Source organism: Microbacterium sp., assembly GCF_011620665.1.
In the GTDB taxonomy this organism is placed as follows: domain Bacteria; phylum Actinomycetota; class Actinomycetes; order Actinomycetales; family Microbacteriaceae; genus Microbacterium.
This window is the reverse complement of the sequence record NZ_WOYQ01000005.1, coordinates 5,946-24,955: the sequence shown is the minus strand read 5'-3', so window position 1 is coordinate 24,955 and position 19,010 is coordinate 5,946. Positions and strand designations below refer to the sequence as shown.

At 70.1% G+C, this 19,010-nt stretch carries 17 protein-coding genes, 2 tRNA genes and 1 pseudogene; 3 read left to right on the top strand and 17 right to left on the bottom strand.

All coding sequences use genetic code 11. The annotated features are described in order from the left end of the window. From QZV81_RS00745 to QZV81_RS00735, 3 genes and pseudogenes are all read right to left on the bottom strand, one after another. Positions 1 to 299, bottom strand: a pseudogene (locus tag QZV81_RS00745) (anti-sigma factor); the annotation flags it as partial. After that, complete coding sequence (gene sigK / locus QZV81_RS00740; protein WP_292831166.1) at positions 296 to 895, bottom strand: ECF RNA polymerase sigma factor SigK; 600 nt, start codon at positions 893 to 895, stop codon at positions 296 to 298. The pseudogene QZV81_RS00745 and the gene sigK, both read right to left, overlap by 4 nt. A 44-nt stretch (positions 896 to 939) precedes the next feature. Continuing rightward, positions 940 to 2,655, bottom strand: coding sequence for a cytochrome c biogenesis protein DipZ (locus tag QZV81_RS00735; RefSeq protein ID WP_292830992.1), 1,716 nt, complete (start codon positions 2,653 to 2,655; stop codon positions 940 to 942). A 161-nt stretch (positions 2,656 to 2,816) separates the two neighbouring features. Between QZV81_RS00735 and QZV81_RS00730 the strand changes: the two genes are divergently transcribed. Together QZV81_RS00730 and QZV81_RS00725 are read left to right on the top strand one after the other, a co-directional pair. Continuing rightward, positions 2,817 to 3,467 (top strand): fasciclin domain-containing protein, encoded by a 651-nt coding sequence (locus tag QZV81_RS00730; RefSeq protein ID WP_292830989.1) that lies wholly within the window; start codon positions 2,817 to 2,819, stop codon positions 3,465 to 3,467. A 110-nt stretch (positions 3,468 to 3,577) separates the two neighbouring features. Then, a tRNA-Lys gene (locus QZV81_RS00725) sits at positions 3,578 to 3,650 on the top strand. A gap of 31 nt (positions 3,651 to 3,681) precedes the next feature. On the opposite strand, the gene QZV81_RS00720 is transcribed toward QZV81_RS00725, so the two are convergent. The 14 genes from QZV81_RS00720 to QZV81_RS00655 form a co-directional block, all read right to left on the bottom strand. Continuing rightward, positions 3,682 to 4,263, bottom strand: coding sequence for a DUF2510 domain-containing protein (locus QZV81_RS00720; RefSeq protein WP_292830986.1), 582 nt, complete (start codon positions 4,261 to 4,263; stop codon positions 3,682 to 3,684). Then, entirely contained in the window at positions 4,260 to 4,838 is a 579-nt protein-coding gene (locus QZV81_RS00715) for an isochorismatase family protein (protein WP_292830984.1), read from the bottom strand. The genes QZV81_RS00720 and QZV81_RS00715 overlap by 4 nt, the downstream gene beginning before the upstream one ends. Next, positions 4,835 to 7,066: an MMPL family transporter gene (locus tag QZV81_RS00710; protein ID WP_292830981.1), complete on the bottom strand. Its 2,232-nt coding sequence runs from the start codon at positions 7,064 to 7,066 to the stop codon at positions 4,835 to 4,837. Before QZV81_RS00710 ends, QZV81_RS00715 begins: the two co-directional genes overlap by 4 nt. 35 nt (positions 7,067 to 7,101) lie before the next feature. Then, complete coding sequence (locus QZV81_RS00705) at positions 7,102 to 7,497, bottom strand: hypothetical protein (RefSeq protein ID WP_292830978.1); 396 nt, start codon at positions 7,495 to 7,497, stop codon at positions 7,102 to 7,104. A gap of 25 nt (positions 7,498 to 7,522) precedes the next feature. After that, positions 7,523 to 7,598: transfer RNA gene (locus QZV81_RS00700), tRNA-Thr, on the bottom strand. A gap of 67 nt (positions 7,599 to 7,665) precedes the next feature. Further along, positions 7,666 to 9,228, bottom strand: a complete 1,563-nt coding sequence (locus tag QZV81_RS00695) for an alpha/beta hydrolase (RefSeq protein ID WP_292830976.1) — start codon at positions 9,226 to 9,228, stop codon at positions 7,666 to 7,668. Beyond that, on the bottom strand, positions 9,225 to 10,379 hold the full coding sequence (locus QZV81_RS00690; protein ID WP_292830973.1) for a DNA polymerase III subunit delta': 1,155 nt from the start codon (positions 10,377 to 10,379) through the stop codon (positions 9,225 to 9,227). The genes QZV81_RS00695 and QZV81_RS00690 overlap by 4 nt, the downstream gene beginning before the upstream one ends. Before the next feature lie 34 nt (positions 10,380 to 10,413). Next, complete coding sequence (gene tmk / locus QZV81_RS00685; RefSeq protein WP_292830970.1) at positions 10,414 to 11,091, bottom strand: dTMP kinase; 678 nt, start codon at positions 11,089 to 11,091, stop codon at positions 10,414 to 10,416. Further along, positions 11,088 to 13,784, bottom strand: a complete 2,697-nt coding sequence (gene topA, locus QZV81_RS00680; RefSeq protein ID WP_292830967.1) for a type I DNA topoisomerase — start codon at positions 13,782 to 13,784, stop codon at positions 11,088 to 11,090. Before topA ends, tmk begins: the two co-directional genes overlap by 4 nt. 72 nt (positions 13,785 to 13,856) lie before the next feature. Continuing rightward, a complete protein-coding gene (locus QZV81_RS00675) occupies positions 13,857 to 14,174 on the bottom strand; it encodes a helicase (RefSeq protein ID WP_292830964.1) in 318 nt (105 codons plus the stop codon). 15 nt (positions 14,175 to 14,189) lie between these two features. After that, entirely contained in the window at positions 14,190 to 14,522 is a 333-nt protein-coding gene (locus tag QZV81_RS00670) for a TadE family type IV pilus minor pilin (protein ID WP_292830961.1), read from the bottom strand. A 2-nt stretch (positions 14,523 to 14,524) separates the two neighbouring features. After that, positions 14,525 to 14,737 (bottom strand): DUF4244 domain-containing protein, encoded by a 213-nt coding sequence (locus QZV81_RS00665; RefSeq protein ID WP_292830958.1) that lies wholly within the window; start codon positions 14,735 to 14,737, stop codon positions 14,525 to 14,527. A 34-nt stretch (positions 14,738 to 14,771) separates the two neighbouring features. After that, on the bottom strand, positions 14,772 to 15,647 hold the full coding sequence (locus tag QZV81_RS00660) for a type II secretion system F family protein (protein ID WP_292830955.1): 876 nt from the start codon (positions 15,645 to 15,647) through the stop codon (positions 14,772 to 14,774). Further along, positions 15,644 to 16,684, bottom strand: a complete 1,041-nt coding sequence (locus QZV81_RS00655) for a TadA family conjugal transfer-associated ATPase (RefSeq protein ID WP_292830952.1) — start codon at positions 16,682 to 16,684, stop codon at positions 15,644 to 15,646. Before QZV81_RS00655 ends, QZV81_RS00660 begins: the two co-directional genes overlap by 4 nt. Positions 16,685 to 16,970: 286 nt before the next feature. Between QZV81_RS00655 and acs the strand changes: the two genes are divergently transcribed. Further along, positions 16,971 to 18,935: an acetate--CoA ligase gene (gene acs, locus QZV81_RS00650; protein ID WP_292830949.1), complete on the top strand. Its 1,965-nt coding sequence runs from the start codon at positions 16,971 to 16,973 to the stop codon at positions 18,933 to 18,935. Positions 18,936 to 19,010 lie beyond the last annotated feature (75 nt).

The window sequence follows — 19,010 nt, the reverse complement described above, 5'->3', positions numbered from 1 at the left end:
TCGCTCCCGGCCGACTCGCTCCCGGCCGAGTCATCCTGGGCCACGGGCACGATCGTCTGATCCTTGGCGACGCGGGGGTCTTGACGGATGATCCGCAGCAGCTGAGACCGCGCGGCGAGCGGGGGCGCGACCTCCGCCGCGCCGTCGGCCAGCGCGGCAGCAGCGAGCCCGTCGGCCTCGGTGATCGCCGCCCACTCGGGGTGCGCGGCCAGGGCTGCGGCGTATGCGCGCTCATCGTCGGGCGACAGCGCGGACAGGGCGTGTCCGGCCGACAGCTCGGCGAACTCCTGCTCGTTCACGACATCACCCCCATCTCGGCCCTCAAGCGCGACAGTCCGTCACGCATTCTCGTCTTTATCGTTCCCAGCGGCGCTCCCACCAGCGCCGCGATCTCACTCTGCGAGTATCCGCCGTAGTAGGCCAGCGTGATCGCTTCGCGCTGCGGCTCAGGCAGAGTCCCCAGCGCACGCGTCACCCGCCGGCTCTCGAGTCGCAGCTCCACCTGCTCCTCGACGGCGGCGACCGACGTGCTCAACTCGCGCATCCCGACCCGCACATCCCGTTCACCGGCGGACTGCGCCGAGCGAACGCGGTCGACCGCGCGTCGGTGGGCCATCGTGAGCACCCAGGTCCGTCCCTGCCCCTTATTCGGAGCGAACGCGCCGGCGGATTGCCAGATCTCCAGGAAGACCTCCTGGAGGACTTCCTCGCTCTGCGCGCGGTCGACCAGGACCCGGAGGATCAGGCCGAAGACCCGGGGAGAGAGCAGGTCGTACAGCCGCGCGAACGCGGCGTCGTCCCCCTCGGCGGTGCTCACCAGAAGCTCCCCGACACGGTCCGTCTCAGACCCGTCCTCGGGAACGTCCATGCCGTCGATGACCATCCCCTCCAGCATGCACCATGCGGGCTCCGCGGCGCGGACATCTGCTGCCCCCGTCCTCATCCGAAAGTGAAGGAATACACGTCGACGCCCGCGGGAACCATCAGCTCGATCACGCCGGTGCGCGGGTCGTCGCCGCCCAGCAGCTCGTACGAGCGGGGTGTGCCGCCCACGGCGATGTCATCGGCATCCTTCCCGTCGATCCGCACCGATACGGTGCCTTCACCGGCGGCGACGATCCGTACGTCGGCGCCGCGGTAGGTGAGCCGGATGCCGCCCGAGTCTCCCGCCGGCGTCGCGAACTGCGTCTGCACGTTCCACGCCCCGTCGAGCGCGAACGTGTCCTGCGGCTGCTCGTCAGGGTAGGAGAAGTCCGCTTCTCCCGCGCCGTAACGACCGTCTCCCCCGTAGGTGACGTCTTTCGACGACCCGAGGAAGGTCTCGGGGGTCGTCGATCCGCTGTCCGGTGTCTCGTCGGCGACATCCGTGGTCGGCGGCAGGGTGATGCCGGGGTCGGCATCGTCCAGCAGCGTGCGGATCATCTTCTCGGTCGCGGCGTAGTTGCCCTCGCCGAACGAGATGTGCCGCACCGTGCCGGATGCGTCGATGAGGTAGTGCGCGGGCCAGTAGCGGTTGCGGTACGCCGTCCACGTCGACAGGTTGTTGTCGAGGGCGACGGGGTACTCGATCGCGAAGTTCTTCGCGCCGGCGGCGACGTTGCCGGCATCCTTCTCGAAGGCGTACTCGGGAGAGTGGATGCCGATGACCTCCAGGCCGGAGTCACGGTAGGCCTCATCCCACGCGACGACGTGCGGGATCGAACGCTGGCAGTTGATGCACGAGTACGCCCAGAAGTCGATCAGGACGACCTTGCCGCGGAGGTCCGCCAGATCGACGGGCGCGCCGTCCGGCGTGTTCAGCCACTTCTCGATCCCCCGGATCGCCGGCGCCGTGCCGCACGACTCGAGCTCCTCCGCGCCGTTGGTGCAGTTCGCCAGTTCGCGGTTCTCGTCGGTCACGAGCCCTCCGAGACCGAGCGCCTGCGCCGCCTGTTCGTTGTCGGTCAGGTCGGTCTGCAGCTGCGCCGTGTAGTCGGGAAGCAGGCGCTGCAGGGCCTGAGGCACGTTGAAGACGAGGCCGACGGCGAGCGCGAGCATCGCGACGCCCGCCGCGATGCGCAGGCCACGCTCGCGACGGCGGAACGCCTTGATGCGCTCGATGACGCCACGACCGGCCAGCGCGAAGAACAGCAGCGGCACGGCGACGCCGACCGCGAAGGCCACCGTCAACAGGACCGTGTCGATTCCGATGCGCCCGGTTGCGCCGGCGACGATGATCGCCGCCAGAACCGGACCGGCGCACGGGACGAAGACGGCGCCGAGCGCCAGGCCGACGCCGAACCCGCTGCCTCCGTTGCCGACCTCGCGGCGGGGGATCCACTGAAACGGGCGCTCGAGCAGTTCTTCGACCTTCGGGATGAGCAGTCCGATTCCGATGAGGATCAGCACGATGATGCCCAGCCACCGCAGGAGGTCCTGTGGCAGGTTCAGCGCACCGAGGATGAGGGACCCGGCGAGCGTCACCAGCGTGAAGCTGAGCACCAGGCCCAGGATGACGAGGTACGGACGGCTGCGCGGCGGCGACGCCATCGGCTGCCCCTCGATCCGCGCCGACTGCGCACCTCCCGTCAAGAAGATGACCGGCAGCACCGGAAGGATGCACGGGGAGATTCCCGTGATCAGTCCGCCCAGCAGACCGATGATGATGACGTCCATGCGTGCCTCGTTCCTGTCGAGGACTCTTCGTCGCCGGGGCCCGATCGGATTGGGCGGAGCGACGCGGAAAAGATTTCTGAGATTTCTCCCATCCGATCCGGGCGTGGCTCCGAAGCACTCCTGAGGCCGCAAGAAGCGGCCCATGAGTCACGGAGGACATCATGCTCAGCACCAAGAAGAAGATCACGGCAGCTCTGACCCTCGCGGTCGCCGGCGCATTCGCGCTCTCGGCATGTTCGACGGGGTCGACGACGGCCGAGCCCAGCTCGTCGGCGACGATGGAGGCCACTCCCGAAGCGATGGAGATGGACCCGGCAGCCAACCTCGTCGGCGACGGCTGCGCCGCCTACGCGGACGCCGTGCCGAGCGGCGACGGATCGATCCAGGGGATGTCGCAGGACCCGGTGGCGGTGGCCGCATCCAACAATCCCCTTCTGACGACCCTCGTCTCGGCGGTCAGCGGGCAGCTGAACCCCGACGTGAACCTCGTCGACACGCTCAACGGCAGCGAGTTCACGGTCTTCGCTCCGGTCGACGACGCGTTCGCCAAGATCGACCCCGCGACCATCGAGACGCTCAAGACCGACAGCGACCTGCTCAGCAAGATCCTGACGTACCACGTGGTCCCCGGCCAGATCGAGCCGGCGGACATCGCCGGAACGCACACGACCGTGCAAGGCGCCGACCTCGAGGTCACCGGATCCGGTGACAACCTGATGGTCAACGACTCGACCGTCATCTGCGGTGGCGTCCAGACCGCCAACGCCGTGGTCTACCTCGTCGACACGGTGCTGATGCCGCCGACCGAGTAATCCCGATCCGGGCCGAGCCCGGATACGGGGAGACGCCGCCGGGGGCCTTCGGGCCTCCGGCGGCGTTCGTGTGCCGAGGGGCGTTCGCGCCAAGTAGGCTGGGAGTTCGCGGGCCTCTAGCTCAGTCGGTAGAGCATCGGACTTTTAATCCGCGGGTCGTGGGTTCGAGCCCCACGGGGCCCACCGCATCGCGGCGACTTCGCCGAGCGACAGGTCAGCTGTACTGGGAGAAGACCGCGATCACCGCGCCGATGAACCAGAAGACCCACGCGAGCACCACGGCGAAGCCCACGACGGTCGCGGCGATCCACACCCACAGCGGCGCCGACGATGCCTTCACGACGCGGTCGCGCAGGACGACCGAGCGACCGATCAAGTAGACCAAGAGGCCGAAGAACGACCAGGCCCAGTGAAACGGCTGAACCACTCCGCGTCGGCCCAGCTCGCGCCAGTCCAGCCAGCTGAAGACGATGTACAGCGCGATCGCGCCCCAGCCCACCAGCGAGACGACGAGCGCGTTCAGCTGCCACGAGAGCAGGTAGGACGACCCCCGCCCGATGGCGGCCGTGGCCGCGACCGCGTCGATGAAGCCCCGCGCGTCCAGCAGGAAGACCGAGAAGAACGGGGCGACCGACGCGGCGGTCGCCAGCCAGATCCACACCGTGTCGGTCGGCACATCGACCTTCGCTCGCGGCACGGCGGGGACGATCGTGTGCGGCGTCCACTGAGCGCCGTCCCACCAGCGCGTGCCGGCCGCGCCGGACGGATCGGGATACCAGCCTGCCGGTGTGCTCATCGTCTGCTCTCCAGGAGTTCGGCGCCCGCATGGGCGAGTTCTGCGAGCGCGGCGTCGCTCGATTCCGGGTGCACGCCGGCGATCAGATCGGTGAAGACGCGGATGCGGCGACCCGCGGCGATCGCATCGAGCGCCGAAGCCCGCACGCAGAAGTCCGTCGCGATCCCGACGACATCGATGTCGAGGATGCCGTGTTCCTCGAGCAGCGCGCTCGCGGTGCGGCCGTCGTCGGTGCGCCCCTCGAAAAGCGAGTAGGCGGGCCGGCCCTGTCCCTTTTTGAGGTGGTGGGTCACGGCGGATGCGTCGAACCCCCCGTCGTACTCCGCCCCGCCGGTGCCGGCGATGCAGTGCGGCGGCCAGGTGCCGGTGAAGTCCGGCGCGGCGGAGAAGTGGCCGCCGTTGTCGGAATCGGGATCATGCCAGTCGCGCGACGCGACGACGATCTCGTAATCGCCCGCCCGGACCACCAGGAACCGGGAGATCCGTTCGGCCACCGCATCTCCCCCTTCGACACCGAGCGCCCCGCCCTCCGTGAAGTCGTTCTGCACGTCGACGATGAACAGGGCCCGGGTCATGCTTCGAGCGTAGCCCGGTACTCTGCTCGGGTCATCACCTCGACCGGGTGATCCGGTGGCGCGGGCGAGTCGCCGCGCGAGAACTTGGACGGCCACCAGATGGCCGCGCCGATGTCATACGACAGCGCCGGCACCAGGAGCGAGCGCACGACGAAAGTGTCCAGCAGCACGCCGAACGCGACGATGAACGCGATCTGCGCCAGGAAGAGGATCGGAATCACGCCGAGCGCCGCGAAGGTCGCCGCCAAGACGAGTCCCGCCGAGGTGATCACGCCGCCCGTGGCGACGAGACCGCGCAGGATGCCGGGTCTCGTCCCGTGGGCGAGCGACTCTTCGCGCACCCGCGACATCAGGAAGATGTTGTAGTCGACTCCGAGGGCGACGAGGAACACGAACCCGTACAGCGGCACCGCAGGATCCGCCCCCGGAAAGCCGAATACGTGAGTGAACGCGAGCGCACTCACGCCGAGGGCCGCACCGAACGACACGATGACACTGAGCACCAGCAGCACCGGCGCGAGGACCGCGCGCAGCAGCAGCATGAGGATCAGGAGGATCACGACGAGGATCGTCGGGATGATCACCATCCGGTCGCGGATCGACGTGTCGTTGGTGTCGACGCCGACAGCGGTCGCGCCGCCGACGAGTGCCGCACCGTCGCCGACAGCCGCAGCGAGCTCGGCGCGCAGCGAACGCACGGTTTCTTCGGCGGCGAGCGAGTCCGCCTGATCGGCGAGGGTGCCCACGACGAGAACGTCGCCGTTCGAGACGGTCGGCGAAGGTGCCGCGGTTCCCGGCGGGCCCTGGACCGTGAAGACCGGATCCCCTCGCTCGACGACGACCGAAACCTGCCCGGTCGGGCTGTCCGCCGAGACGACGGAGACGGCGTCGATCCCGGCATCCGCCTCGAGCACTCCGACGGCGTCCGCCAGTGCCCGCTCGGGGACGATGACGTATGCGGGGCTCCCGGACCCGGCCGGGAAGTGCTCGGCGAGCACGTCCTGCCCCTCGCGGGCGTCAGATGCGCCGAGGACCAGGTCACGTGCCGGCACCCCGTCCGCCTTCAGCTGCAGGAGACCGACGGATGCCGTCAGCAGCACGACCGTGCAGATGATCCAGACCGGTCGAGCGTGCCGGGCGACGAAACGCGCCTGGCGCGGCCAGAAGCCGGCGACCGGCCGTGTGAGGTCGTCGGGCAGGTCGGTCGCACCGGTCTTCGGGATCAATGGCCAGAACGCACCCCGGCCCACGAGCGCGAGAAGCGCGGGAAGGAAGGTCAGCGCCGACAGCACCGAGAACGCGATGCCGATCGAGGCGATCGGGCCGAGCGCGCGATTGCTCGCCAGGTCGCTCAGCAGCAGGCAGAGGAGACCGGCGATGACGGTGCCGCCGGAGGCGACGATCGGCTCGAAGGCCCCCTTCCAGGCGCGCACGGTCGCGTCCCAGCGGTGCAGGCCCGATCCGATGGCCTCACGGAATCGGGCCACGTACAAGAGGGCGTAGTCCGTGGCGGCACCGATCACGAGGATGAAGAGGATGCCCTGAACCTGCCCGTTGAGCACGACGATGTCTGCCTTCGCGAGCCAGAACACGGTCAGGAGCGCGACGCACAGCGCGAAGGTCGAGGCGAGGAGCACGAGCACGGGCAGCAGCGGAGACCGGTAGACGAGCACGAGGATCACGAAGACCGCGCCGAGGGCGACTCCGAGGAGCAGCCCGTCGATGCCGAGGAAACCGGCCACAAGGTCGGCTGTGAACCCCGCCGGTCCCGTCACCCACGCGTCAAGGCCGGCCGGGAGATCAGCGGCGAGCGACGCCCGCATCTCCTCCACCGTCTCGCCGACATCGCCGGTCGACTCGATGGGGACGAACACCTGCGCGGCTGCGCCGTCATCCGACACGATCGGCGGCGACAGCTCGCCCACGCCCGAGATGTCGCCGAGCGTCATGACGGCTTGGCCGATCTGAGTCTGCTGCTCCGCGGAGAGCTCCCCGTCGCCCGTGATCACCACGACGGCGGGCACCGTGTCGCCTCCGGTGAAGTCGGCCAGACGCTCTTGCACCTGCGTCGCCTCGGCGCTGGCCGGGAGGAACGAGGACTGTTCGTTCGTCGCGACCTCATCCACCCGGCCGAAGGTCGGCCCTCCGATGGCTCCTCCCACGAGCCAGATGAGGACGAGGAGAACGGGGATGCCGATGCGCAGCCAGCGCGAGGGATTCGAGCTCATTTTGCTAGCTTATCTAGCAAAATGAGCTCGTCCGATCATCCCGCGGCCGCGAGCAGGACCCACCCCGCGACGAACGCCACGGTCGCCAGCGCCAGCATGGCCGCCGCGCCGATCATCACGGCGCGCAGGGCCGGCCGACGCGGCGTCAGCCGCATCCGGTCGCGCCAGCCGTGGCGGTACCAGATCGTCACGGTCGTCCGCGATGAGAGCGCCACGAGGTCGGCGGATGCCGGCACGGCGCTGTTGGCGTCGCCGTCGCCGTCGAACCAGCGCAGGATCGGCTCGCCGCTGTCGCGGTCCACGATCGCCTCGGCCGGCATCCACGTCCCGTCGAGCGCCCACAGGATCACGGCAGCCGCACCGAGGACGAGAAAGCCGCCCAAACCGACCCACGAGAAGATCTCGAAGAGGACGTCGACCGTGTGATCCACGGTGTTCTCCTCCCGGGGGAACTGATGGAGCCGCCTAAGGGAATCGAACCCTTGACCTATTCATTACGAGTGAATCGCTCTGCCGTCTGAGCTAAGGCGGCGCAAGCCGCCGGAGCGCCATGCACGATCATCGATCCTACAGGGTGAATCCGATGCCGGAGAACGGGATCAGGGCCCGCACGTGACGTCGGCAGCGGGGACGCTCCCGGCGACGAGGTAGGCCTCCACCGCGGCATCGACGCACGCATTGCCCTTGTTGTAGCCGGTGTGCCCCTCGCCCTCACGGGTGATCAGCACACCGGACGACAGCTGCGCGGCCAGCGACACCGCCCAGGCGTACGGCGTGGCCGGATCGTTGGTCGTGCCGACCACGACGATCGGCGCCGCGCCGTCGGCCGTGATCGTCTCGCGCACCCCGGTGGGCGGATACGGCCACACCTCGCAGACATCCACGCCCAGCCAGTACGGCGCGATCGTCGGGGCTTCGGCGGCGACCTTCGCGTTGGCGGCATCCTGATCGGCAGGCGAGGCGTCGAGCGGGTAGTCCATGCAGTTGTACGCCCGGAACGCCTCGGTCGAGTTGTCGGAGTAGGTGCCGTCCGCCCGGCGGCCGTTGTAGAAGTCGGCGAGCTGGAACGCGGTCGCCGCGGTGCCCTGCAGGGCTTCCGCGAGGGCCTGGGTGAGGTAGGGCCAGCTCTCCTGAGCGTAGAGCGCGGCGATGATGCCGGTCAGCAGGGTGTCGGCGCCCAGCATCCGCCCATCGGGGCCCGGCAGCGGCGACGCATCGACGCTCGCCAGCAGCGTGCCGAGATCGGCCATCGCTTCGTCGACCGTGCCGGAGAACGGACAGTCGTCACCGCCCACGCAGTCGGCCATGTAGGCACGCAGCGCTGACTCGAATCCGACCGCCTGAGTGGTCCCGACGTCCAGACCCGACACCGACGGGTCGATCGCGCCGTCCAGCACGAGTCGTCCGACCCGCTCCGGGAACAGCTTGGCGTAGGTCGCGCCGAGGAAAGTGCCGTACGAGTACCCCAGGTAGTTGAGCTTCGGGTCGCCCAGCACACCGCGCAGCAGGTCCATGTCACGCGCCGAGTTGTCGGTCGTGATGTACGGAAGGATGCCGCCGGAGTTCGCCTCGCAGGCCGCGACGAAATCCCTGTTGCGCTGCGTGAGCTCAGCCGTCCACCCCTCGCTGTCGCGCGGCTCGGCGGGGATGTCGTAGAGGACCGCATCCATGGCGGCGGCGTCGAGGCAGGTCACGGCCGTCGAGCGGCCGACACCCCGCGGATCGAATCCGATGACGTCAAAGGCGTCGAGCACCGGAGCACTGACCGCGAAGGTCGCCGAGCCGGCGATCAGATCGTACCCGCTGGCACCCGGACCCCCGGGGTTGGTCAAGAGCGACCCGAGCGCGGTGCCGCTCGTCGCGGCGCGGCGGATGATCGCGAGGTCGATCGTGCCCGCGTCCGGGTCGGCCCAGTCGAGCGGCGCCGTCACGATCGCGCAATCGTAGGATGCCGAGTCCGCGCCCACGCAACTCGTCCAGTCCAGCCTCTGGCTGTAGAAGTCCTCGAAGCCGACCGGCACACCGCTCAGGTCGGGCTCGCGACTCGGCGCGGTCGTCGCCGCGGACTCCGGCGGAATGGCGGCGTACAGGCAGCCGCTGAGGGCGGCGGCGACGACGGCGAGGCCCGCCACGACGGTGAGGAGACGTCGGGGATTCGTCACGGGGTCCTTCCGCTCGCGACGGTCACGAGCATGCTTTCGAGAGCGAGTACCGGGGCTGCGTTGCCCTCGAGGTTCGTGCGGGTCGCAGCGATGCGGTCGAGCACGGAGAGGGTGTGCCCGGGCGTCCATGCGCCGGCGAGGGTCGTCAGCTCTTCTCCCAGCTCGAGGTTGATGAGATCATCCGAGCGACCCAGCTGCAGCATGAGCACGTCGCGGAACATCGACTCGAGATCGGTCAGCACCCGGTCGATGCCGTCGCGCAGGCTCCGCGTCGCCCGCCGCTTCTGGTCGTCCGCGAGGGCACTCAGCTGGCCGCGCACCGCGGGAGGCACAGCGGCCCCGGCGCCGATGCCGAGTGTGCGCAGCAGGGTCGAGCGCTCGAGGTCGTCGCGTTCGGAGGTGAGCGCTGTGGCATCGTCCGTGGCCAGCTGAACGATCCGGGCGGCCGTCTCCACCGCATCGCCCACGCCGCGGACGGAGAGCACCCGCCGGAGCGTCTCGTCGCGTCGGGCGCGTGCGTCGGCATCCGTCGCCAGCCGCTGAGCCATGCCGATGTGCCGCTGCGCGAGACGCGCGGACTGCTCGGCGACGGCCTCATCCACGCCGGTGCGCGCGACGATCAGCCGCGCGACATCGTCGACCTCGGGCTCGCGCAGCCGCAGCGTGCGCACACGCGAGCGGATCGTCGGCAACAGGTCGGCATCGCTCGGCGCGCAGAGGATCCACACGGTGCGCTCGGGCGGCTCCTCGAGCGCCTTCAGCAGCACATTGCTCGTCCGCTCCACCATGCGGTCGGCGTCTTCCACGACCATGACACGGTGGCGCCCGAGGGACGGAGAGAAATAGGACCGCTCGACGAGGGCGCGCGCGTCCTTGATCGAGATGATGACGCCCTCGGTGCGCAAGGCGGTCAGATCGGGATGCGTGCCGGCGAGCACCTGATGCATCGCCGCGTCGTCCCCGGGCTCGGCGATCAGCGCCGCGGCGAAGGCGTAGGCGAGCGTCGAGCGCCCCGACCCCGGAGGCCCGGTGATGAGCCAGGCGTGTGCGAGCTGCGCCGGATCGTCCGCCGCGGCCTTCAGCTGGGCGAGCGCGTCGTCCTGCCCCCAGACATCGCCCCACGGCAGCGTGGACGCGGCGACTGCAGGCATGTGGTCCAGCCTAAGCGGTGCCGCCGACGCGCGATCAGCCACGGCCCCGAGGCCCACGGGGCGAGCCCAGGGCGTCGCCGACGCGGGCGCGCACGGCCGCGGCGAGCTCCTCGACCGGGCGAGCGGCGTCGAGGACCAGGAAGCGGTCCGGTTCGCCGACGGCCAGGCCGAGGAATGCCGCGCGCACGCGCTCGTGGAAGTCGGCCTGCTCCGCTTCCAGGCGATCGAACGGCTTGTCGTCCGCCTCCAGGCGCCGGCGGGCGTCCGCCGGATCCAGATCGAGCAGCACGGTGACATCCGGGAGCGCGCCCTCGGCGGCCCAGAGCGACAGCTCGCGGATCTCGGCGGCATCCAGCACCCTGCCGGCGCCCTGGTAGGCGACCGACGAATCGAGGTAGCGGTCCTGGATGACGACCTCGCCGCGCGCGAGCGCCGGGCGAACCAGTGTCGCCACGTGCTGCGCGCGGTCGGCCGCGTACAGCAGCGCCTCGGCGCGGGGGGCGACCTCTCCGCGGTGATGCAGGACGATGGCGCGCACGAGATCGCCGACCTCCGTGCCACCCGGCTCGCGGGTGCGGACGACGGCGCGCCCCTGTTCGCGCAGCCACATCTCGAGCAGAGCGGCCTGCGTCGTCTTGCCCGAGCCGTCACCGCCCTCGAACGTGACCCACAGCCCCTCGACCGGCGCGGGGACCGGACGCGGACCGGTCATTTTCTGGCGGCGGGCTTGCGCGTCGTCGCCGCGCGGCGGGTCGTGCGCTTGGGGGCGGGGCCCTTGGCGCGCTTGTCGGCGAGCATCTGCACCGCGATCTCGAAGGTGATGTCGTCGGGGGTCTGCCCGCGCGGGATGGTCACATTCGTCGTGCCGTCGGTGACGTACGCGCCGAATCGGCCGTCCTTGATGCGGATCGGCTTTTCGCTGACCGGGTCCGCCTCGAACTCTTTGATCGATGTTGCCGCCCGGTTGGCGTACTTGGGCTGAGCGTAGATCTCGAGCGCCTGCTCGAGGGTCAGATCGAAGATGAGGTCTTCGCTCGCGATCGACCGCGAATCGGTGCCCCTCTTGATGTACGGACCGTAGGGTCCGTTCTGCGCCGTGATGGGCGTCTGGGTCTCGGGGTCCAGCCCCACCGTGCGGGGCAGCGAGAAGAGCTTCAGCGCGGTGTCGAGGTCGATCGTCTCGGGCGACATGCTCTTGAACAGCGATGCGCGTCGCGGTTTGGGCGCCAGGTCCTTCTTCGCGCCGCGCTTCGGCGGCGCGTCCGGATCGACGACGGGTTCTTGGACGGGCGGCAGCACCTCTTCGAGGTAGGGGCCGAACCGGCCGTCTTTCACGACGATGTCCAGACCGGTCTCGGGATGCTGCCCCAGCACGCGGTCGCCCGCGATCGGCGCGTCGATGAGCTCTTGCGCCTTCTCGGGCGTCAGCTCATCGGGCGCCAGATCTTCGGGGACGCTGACGATGCGGGTGCTGCCGTCCTCGACCGGGACTTCGAGGTAGGGCCCGTACTTGCCGAAGCGCAGCGTGGCGACGTCGCCGATCGGGTTCGCGTTGATCTCGCGCGCATCGATCTCACCGAGGTTGTCGACGATGTTGCGCAAGCCCACGTGGTTGTCCGAGCCGAAGTAGAACTCGTTCAGCCAGTCGACCCGCTGCTGCTCACCGCGCGCGATCGCGTCGAGGTCGTCTTCCAGTGCCGCCGTGAAGTCGTAGTCGACGAGATCGGCGAAGTGCTGCTCCAGCAGCCGGACGATGCTGAACGCCAGCCAGCTCGGGATCAGGGCCTGCCCGCGCTTGGTGACGTAGCCGCGGTTGAGGATGACGTCGATGATGCTCGCGAACGTCGAGGGGCGCCCGATGCCCTTCTCTTCGAGCGCCTTCACCAGGCTCGCCTCGGTGTAGCGGGGCTTGGGACTGGTCGCGTGGCCTTTCGGCTCCACGTCGGTCAGGTGCAGGGCATCGCCGACCGCCAGGACCGGCAGCGACTGGTCCTCGTCGCGGTCCGCATCGGCGCGCTTCTCGTCGCGGCCCTCTTCGTAGGCCTCGAGGAATCCCTTGAAGGTGTACACGGTGCCGGATGCCGTGAACGCCGCGACCTGGCCGGCCGCCGAGGTCTCGAGCGTGACGGTCGTGGTCTCGTACTTCGCATCCGCCATCTGACTGGCGATCGTGCGCTTCCAGATGAGGTCGTACATGCGCAGCTCGTCGCGGTCGAGGCCGCCCGACACGGACGCCGGCGTGCGGAACGCCTCACCGGAGGGCCGGATCGCTTCGTGCGCCTCTTGTGCGTTCTTGCTGTTGTTGCGGTAGCTGCGCGGGTTCGGCGGTACCGCGCGGTCGCCGTAGAGTTCTACGGCCTGCGCGCGCGCCGCCGCGACAGCCTGCGTCGACAGGGCCGTCGAGTCGGTGCGCATATAGGTGATGTACCCCTTCTCGTAGAGCCGCTGCGCGACACCCATGGCGTGCTTGGCGCTCATCGAGAGCTTGCGTCCCGCTTCCTGCTGCAGGGTCGAGGTCGTGAAGGGCGGCTTGGGGCTGCGCGTGCCGGGCTTCGCCTCGACGGCCGTGACCGTCGCGGAGCCGTCCGCCCCGATCGCCGCGGCGACCGTGCGCGCCTGCTCCTCGGTGAGGACCACGACCGCCTTCTTCAGCTCTCCGCGATCGTCGAAGTCGGTGCCGCGCGCGAGCGGGACGCCGTCGAGCCGCGCGAGTCGGGTGCCGAACCGTTCGGTGCTCCCGGGGCCGGAGCCGGTCGTACCGGCGACGGCCTCGACGTCCCAGTACGAGGCCGACACGAACGCGATGCGCTCGCGCTCCCGATCGACCACGAGGCGCGTCGCTGCGGACTGCACCCGTCCGGCGGAGGTGCCCTGCCCCACCTTGCGGCGCGTGACATCGGACACGTCCCACCCGTAGAGACGATCGAGGATGCGGCGCGTCTCCTGCGCGTCGACGAGGGCGAGGTCGAGCTCACGGGTGTTCTCGACGGCGGCGCGGATGGCGTCCTGCGTGATCTCGTGGAAGACCATGCGCTTGACGGGCACCTTCGGCTTGAGCGCCTCGAGCAGATGCCATGCGATGGCTTCGCCCTCGCGGTCCTCATCGGTCGCAAGCAGGAGTTCGTCGGCCGTCTTCAGCGCGCGCTTGAGCTCGGCGACGGTCTTCTTGCCGCGATCGCTCTCGACATATAGAGGGGTGAATCCGTTCTCGATGTCGATCGAGTACTTGCCGACCGAGGTCTTCTTGAGTTCCGCGGGAATGTCCTTCTTCTCGGCGAGATCACGGATGTGACCCACCGAGCTGAGCACCTCGTATCCATCGCCCAGGTATCCCTGAATCGACCTCATCTTCGTCGGAGACTCGACGATGACGAGCTTCTTGCCGGTTGCCGTGCGCGCTGCCACGTGGCGTCCTTTCTTCGATGCACACCATACACACCGGGCGCACATGAGGATGCTGGGAGCAGCCGCGACCGATCACGGCGGCGGCCCGGCGCGGGCGCGCGCCGCCGCCGGCAGCAGCCCGAAACCCGCCTCGAGGCGGACGGTCGCGACGAGTCCGCTCACATCGCACAGCGCCAGGGATGCCCCGCCCCGGGCGGCGATCTCAGCCGCCCGCTCGCAGGGAACACCGGAGGTCGCGCCCGAGGCCGAATCGGCCGCGGCCAGGGCGGCGGCATCCGCGAGACCGGATAGGCGCGTCGCGTGCGCGGCGGCCGCTCCCATCGACGCGCACCCGACCGCGAGCGTCGCCGTGAGCGCGAGTGCGCCGACGGACAGAGCCGTCCCGGACATCAGATCGCCCTCACGTCAGCGCCCGTCCGAGAGCGCGCACGACGCCGCCCGGAGCGGCGGCAGCGGAAGCGGCAGCGGGACCGCCGCCACCACTTCGGCGCACATCAGGTCGCCGTCGGCGTGGATGCTGACCGAGGCCGCGCCGGCGATCGATGCGACCACGGCCGCCGCACGGTCGGTCCCCTCGCCCCGCGCGACGACTCGCGCCGCCTGCGCGGCGGCCTGTTCGAGGCGCACCTGACGGCCGGACGCCGAGAGGGTGCCGGCCGTCAGCGCGACGACGAGCACGACGGCGGGCACGACGACCGCGAACTCGGCCGCGACCGCCCCCCGATCGTCGCGCCGCACCGTCAGGCCACCGTCAGCGCGCGTCGGATGAGATCGGTCAGGATGCCGCGGACCTCGTCCGAGCGCATGATGACGACGAGCAATCCGGCGAAGGCCACGGCCGCCATCGTGGCGACCGCATACTCGGCCGTGGCGGCACCCTCCTCGTCGGCATAGAGCGCCGCGACGCTCCGACGGGTCAGACGCGGAAGATCGGTGCGGGTGGAACGGGTCATTTCTTCTCCTTCGATCGGTGGCGGGACGGGCACATCAGGGGGAAACGAGCACGGGCATCGTGCCGGAGAGGACCGACAGCAGCATCGGTCCGACGCCGAGCAGGAGGAAGGACGGCAACGTGCACACCCCGAGCGGCAGCAGCAGGCGTGCACTCAGGCGAGAGGCGCGGAGCCTGCCCTCCGTCCGCACGCGACGGCGCGCGTCGGCGGCGGACGCCCTGAGCAGATCGACCGCCGGCGCGCCGGCACGACGCGACAGCGCCAGCACGCGCTCTGTCTCGGGCTCGGGCGCTCCGCCCCCGCACTCGGCGACCACCGTGAGGGCGCGTTCGATCGAGACCCCTCCGGTCAGTGCGATCGCCACGACGTCGCCCTGCAGTCCCGCGATGTCCTCGCCCGGCTGCGCGCGGCCGACGAGGCGCCGGGTCCAGAGGCGCGCAGCGACCATGAGCGCGACCCCGGCGACGACGCAGGCGATGCCGACCGGATTGGTGAACGTCGCGGTCACGTCGAATCCGAGGGCCAAGCCGAGTGCGATCGCCACGAGCGGCAGCCATGCCACGAGCTTCGCCGTCGCCGCCGGGTCGGCGAGCGCGACGGCCACGTCGTCGCGAGACTGCTGGGCATCGCGCAGCGCGTCGGCGAAGCGGCGCAGGCTCGGAGCGAGCGGCGCTCCCACGGTCTCGGCAACGCGCCACGCCACCGCGACCTCGCGCCACGATCCGGGCATCGCGGCCAGGGCTGCACCGGGTCCCACGCCGGCGCGCACCTCGGCGGCCACCGCGACGGCGACCGGTTCACCGTCTTCGGCTGCATACACCCAGGCGTTCACCGGGGACACCCCCGCCTCGAGGAGCACGGCGAGTCGCTGCACGACGGTGGCCGCATCGGCGGCATCCTGATCGCTCACGTCTCCTCCTCGACATCGAGCCGCCCCGCCCGCAGAACGGGACGCGCGAGGCCGAGCACACGACGGATGCCGCCGGCATCGCGGCCGACGTGCACGATCACGCCGATGGCGCTGACCACCTGGCGCGCGACCGCGTGATCGTCCATGCCGGCGAGCGCTCCCAAAGCCTCGAGGCGGGCCGGCAGATCACCGATCCCGCTCGCGTGGACCGTGCCCGCCCCGCCGTCATGCCCCGTATTGAGCGCCGTGAGGAGCTCGCGCACCTCTTCTCCGCGGCACTCCCCCACGACGAGCCGATCGGGTCGCATCCGCAGCGCCTCCCGCACGAGGCGCGCGAGCGAGACTCCCCCGGCCCCCTCGAGGTTGGGCTGACGCGCCTCGAGCCGCACGTGGTGCGGGTGCCGGAGACGGAGCTCGGCCACATCTTCGATCGTGATGATGCGCTCGCTCGCGGGCACGCGGCCGAGCAGCGCCGCAAGAAGCGTCGTCTTGCCCGTGCCCGTGGCCCCCGTGACCAGCAGGTTCTTGCGTCCGGCTATGAGCGCTTCCAGCCGCGCGCCGGTGGCCGCATCGAACATGCCGCGGCGGCCGAGATCGTCGAGGTCGGGCAGGTCGACCTGCGGGAGCCGGATCGAGATGGCCGCGCCCGTGCATGCGACGGGAGCCAGCACGGCGTGGACCCGCGCGCCGTGCTCCCAGCGCACATCGACCAGCGGGGTCGCGTCATCGAGGTGCCTGCCGCCGATGGCGATCAGATCGACGGCGAGCGCCCGCACGCCATCCTGCCCGAGCGTCCACCCTGCGACGCGTTCGGCGCCGCCGCCCCGGTCGGCGAAGAGCCCATCGGCACCGTTGATGAAGACGTCGGTCACCTCAGGATCGGCCAGGAGCGTGCGCAGCGGATCCAGGGCGGGGTGCGCGGGCAGCGGCCGCGGCCGCGCGGCCTCACGCGGGAGACCGGCCTCGGTGGGTGCTCCACCGCGCCGCACCGCCTCGGGGACGAGCCGACGCGGGCGAACGATGAAGGGATCCGACATGATCCGACGGTAGGTCGCGGTCGATCGCCGCGGTGGCGGAAGAGGGCGATCGGTGGAGAGATCCGCCCGCATGCCGCCTGTGGAGGAGGACAGGACATGCCTCGCAGGAGGCGTGGCGGCATCCATCCGCAGACCGTCTGCGTCATCGGACTGCGGCTCTGCCGATGCGGCAACTACTATCGAAGGCAGTGAACGTCACGTCGTCCCCGATGGATGTCGACGCACCGTCGGCGTACCCGCCAGTCCGAGCCAGGGTCGCCACCGCACGCCGCAAAGGAGCGCGCCCATGAGCAGCCAGATCGATCACCTCCTCAACGAGACCCGCAGATTCGCCCCGTCGGCAGCGTTCGCAGCGGATGCCGTGGCGAACGCAGACCTCTACGCTCAAGCCGCCGCGGATCGCGAAGCCTTCTGGGCCGAGCAGGCGCGCGCGCTGCACTGGGACACCCCGTTCACGCAGACGCTCGACTGGTCGAACCCCCCGTTCGCGCAGTGGTTCGCCGACGGCGAGCTCAACGTCGCCTACAACTGCCTGGATCGTCATGTCGAGGCGGGGCGCGGCGACCGCGTCGCGCTCCTCTGGGAGGGCGAGCCGGGCGACTCCCGGCGAATCACCTACGCTGACCTGACCGAGGAGGTCAAGCGCGTCTCGAACGTTCTCGAAGGGCTCGGCATCGGCCGCGGCGACCGCGTCGCGATCTACATGCCGATGATTCCCGAGGCGATCGCCGCGATGCTCGCCGTCGCGCGGATCGGCGCCATCCACTCGGTCGTCTTCGGCGGCTTCTCCGCCGACAGCCTGCGGGCGCGCATCGACGACGCGGGCGCCAAGCTCGTCATCACCTCCGACGGCGGCTACCGCAAGGCGCGGACGTCGCCGCTCAAGCCGGCCGTCGACCAGGCGTTGGGCGACCGGGGCGCCGGCCCCCAGGAGAGCGTCGAACACGTGCTCGTCGTGCGCCGGACGGGTGACGAGATCTCGTGGGATCCGGACCGCGACATCTGGTGGCACGAGGCCGTGCCGGCGGCATCCCCCGAGCATGTCGCGCAACCCTTTCCGGCCGAGAACCCGCTCTTCATCCTCTACACATCGGGCACGACCGGAAAGCCCAAGGGCATCCTGCACACCTCCGGCGGCTACCTGACGCAGGCGGCGTTCACGCACAAGGTCGCGCACGACATCCACCCCGAGACGGACGTGTTCTGGTGCACGGCCGACATCGGCTGGGTCACGGGGCACTCGTACGTGGTCTACGGTCCGCTCGCGAACGGCACGACGCAGGTGCTGTACGAGGGAACGCCGGATGTCCCGCACCCGGGCCGCTGGTGGGAGATCGTGGAGAAGTACGGCGTCACGATCCTCTATGCCGCGCCCACCGCCATACGCTCGTTCATGAAGATCGGTCGTCATGTCCCGGAGCAGTTCGATCTGTCCTCGATCAGGCTGCTCGGCTCGGTGGGCGAATCCATCAACCCCGAGGCATGGATGTGGTACCGCCATGTCATCGGCGCAGATTCCGCCCCGATCATCGACACCTGGTGGCAGACCGAGACCGGCGCGATGATGGTCTCCGCGCTTCCCGGCGTCACCGAGACCAAGCCGGGCAGCGCTCAGGTGCCCCTGCCCGGAATCGGGATCGACGTCGTCGATGATGACGGCAACCATGTGGGCAACGGCAACGGCGGGCTCCTGGTGATCACCGAGCCATGGCCGGCGATGCTGCGCGGGATCTGGGGCGACCCGGACCGGTTCGTCGAGACCTACTGGCAGAAGTTCCAGCAGCAGGGCTACTACTTCGCCGGCGACGGCGCGCGCCTCGACGAGGATGGCGACGTCTGGTTCCTCGGCCGCGTGGACGATGTCATGAACGTTTCGGGTCATCGCCTGTCGACCACCGAGATCGAGTCCGCGCTCGTCGCCAACGAGGCCGTCGCCGAGGCGGCGGTGGTCGGAGCCTCCGACGAGACGACCGGCCAGGCGGTGGTCGCCTTCGTCATCATCAAGCAGAGTTATCTCGATGCGCACTCACCGGAGGGCCTCGCGGGCACCCTGCGCCAGTGGGTGAGCCAGCAGATCGGGCCGATTGCGCGACCGCGCGATGTGTTCATCGTCGGCGAGCTTCCCAAGACCCGGTCGGGCAAGATCATGCGGCGATTGCTGCGCGACGTCGCCGAGGGCCGCGAGGTCGGTGACACGACGACCCTGGCCGACACGGCAGTGATGAGCGTGATCTCGGCTCAAGTGAGGTAGCGGCGGGGGCCCGGGGCGGGTAGCTCGGGCGCCGGGGGGCGGATCTATGGCGCGTGGGCCCGGGCCGTGGGCCTG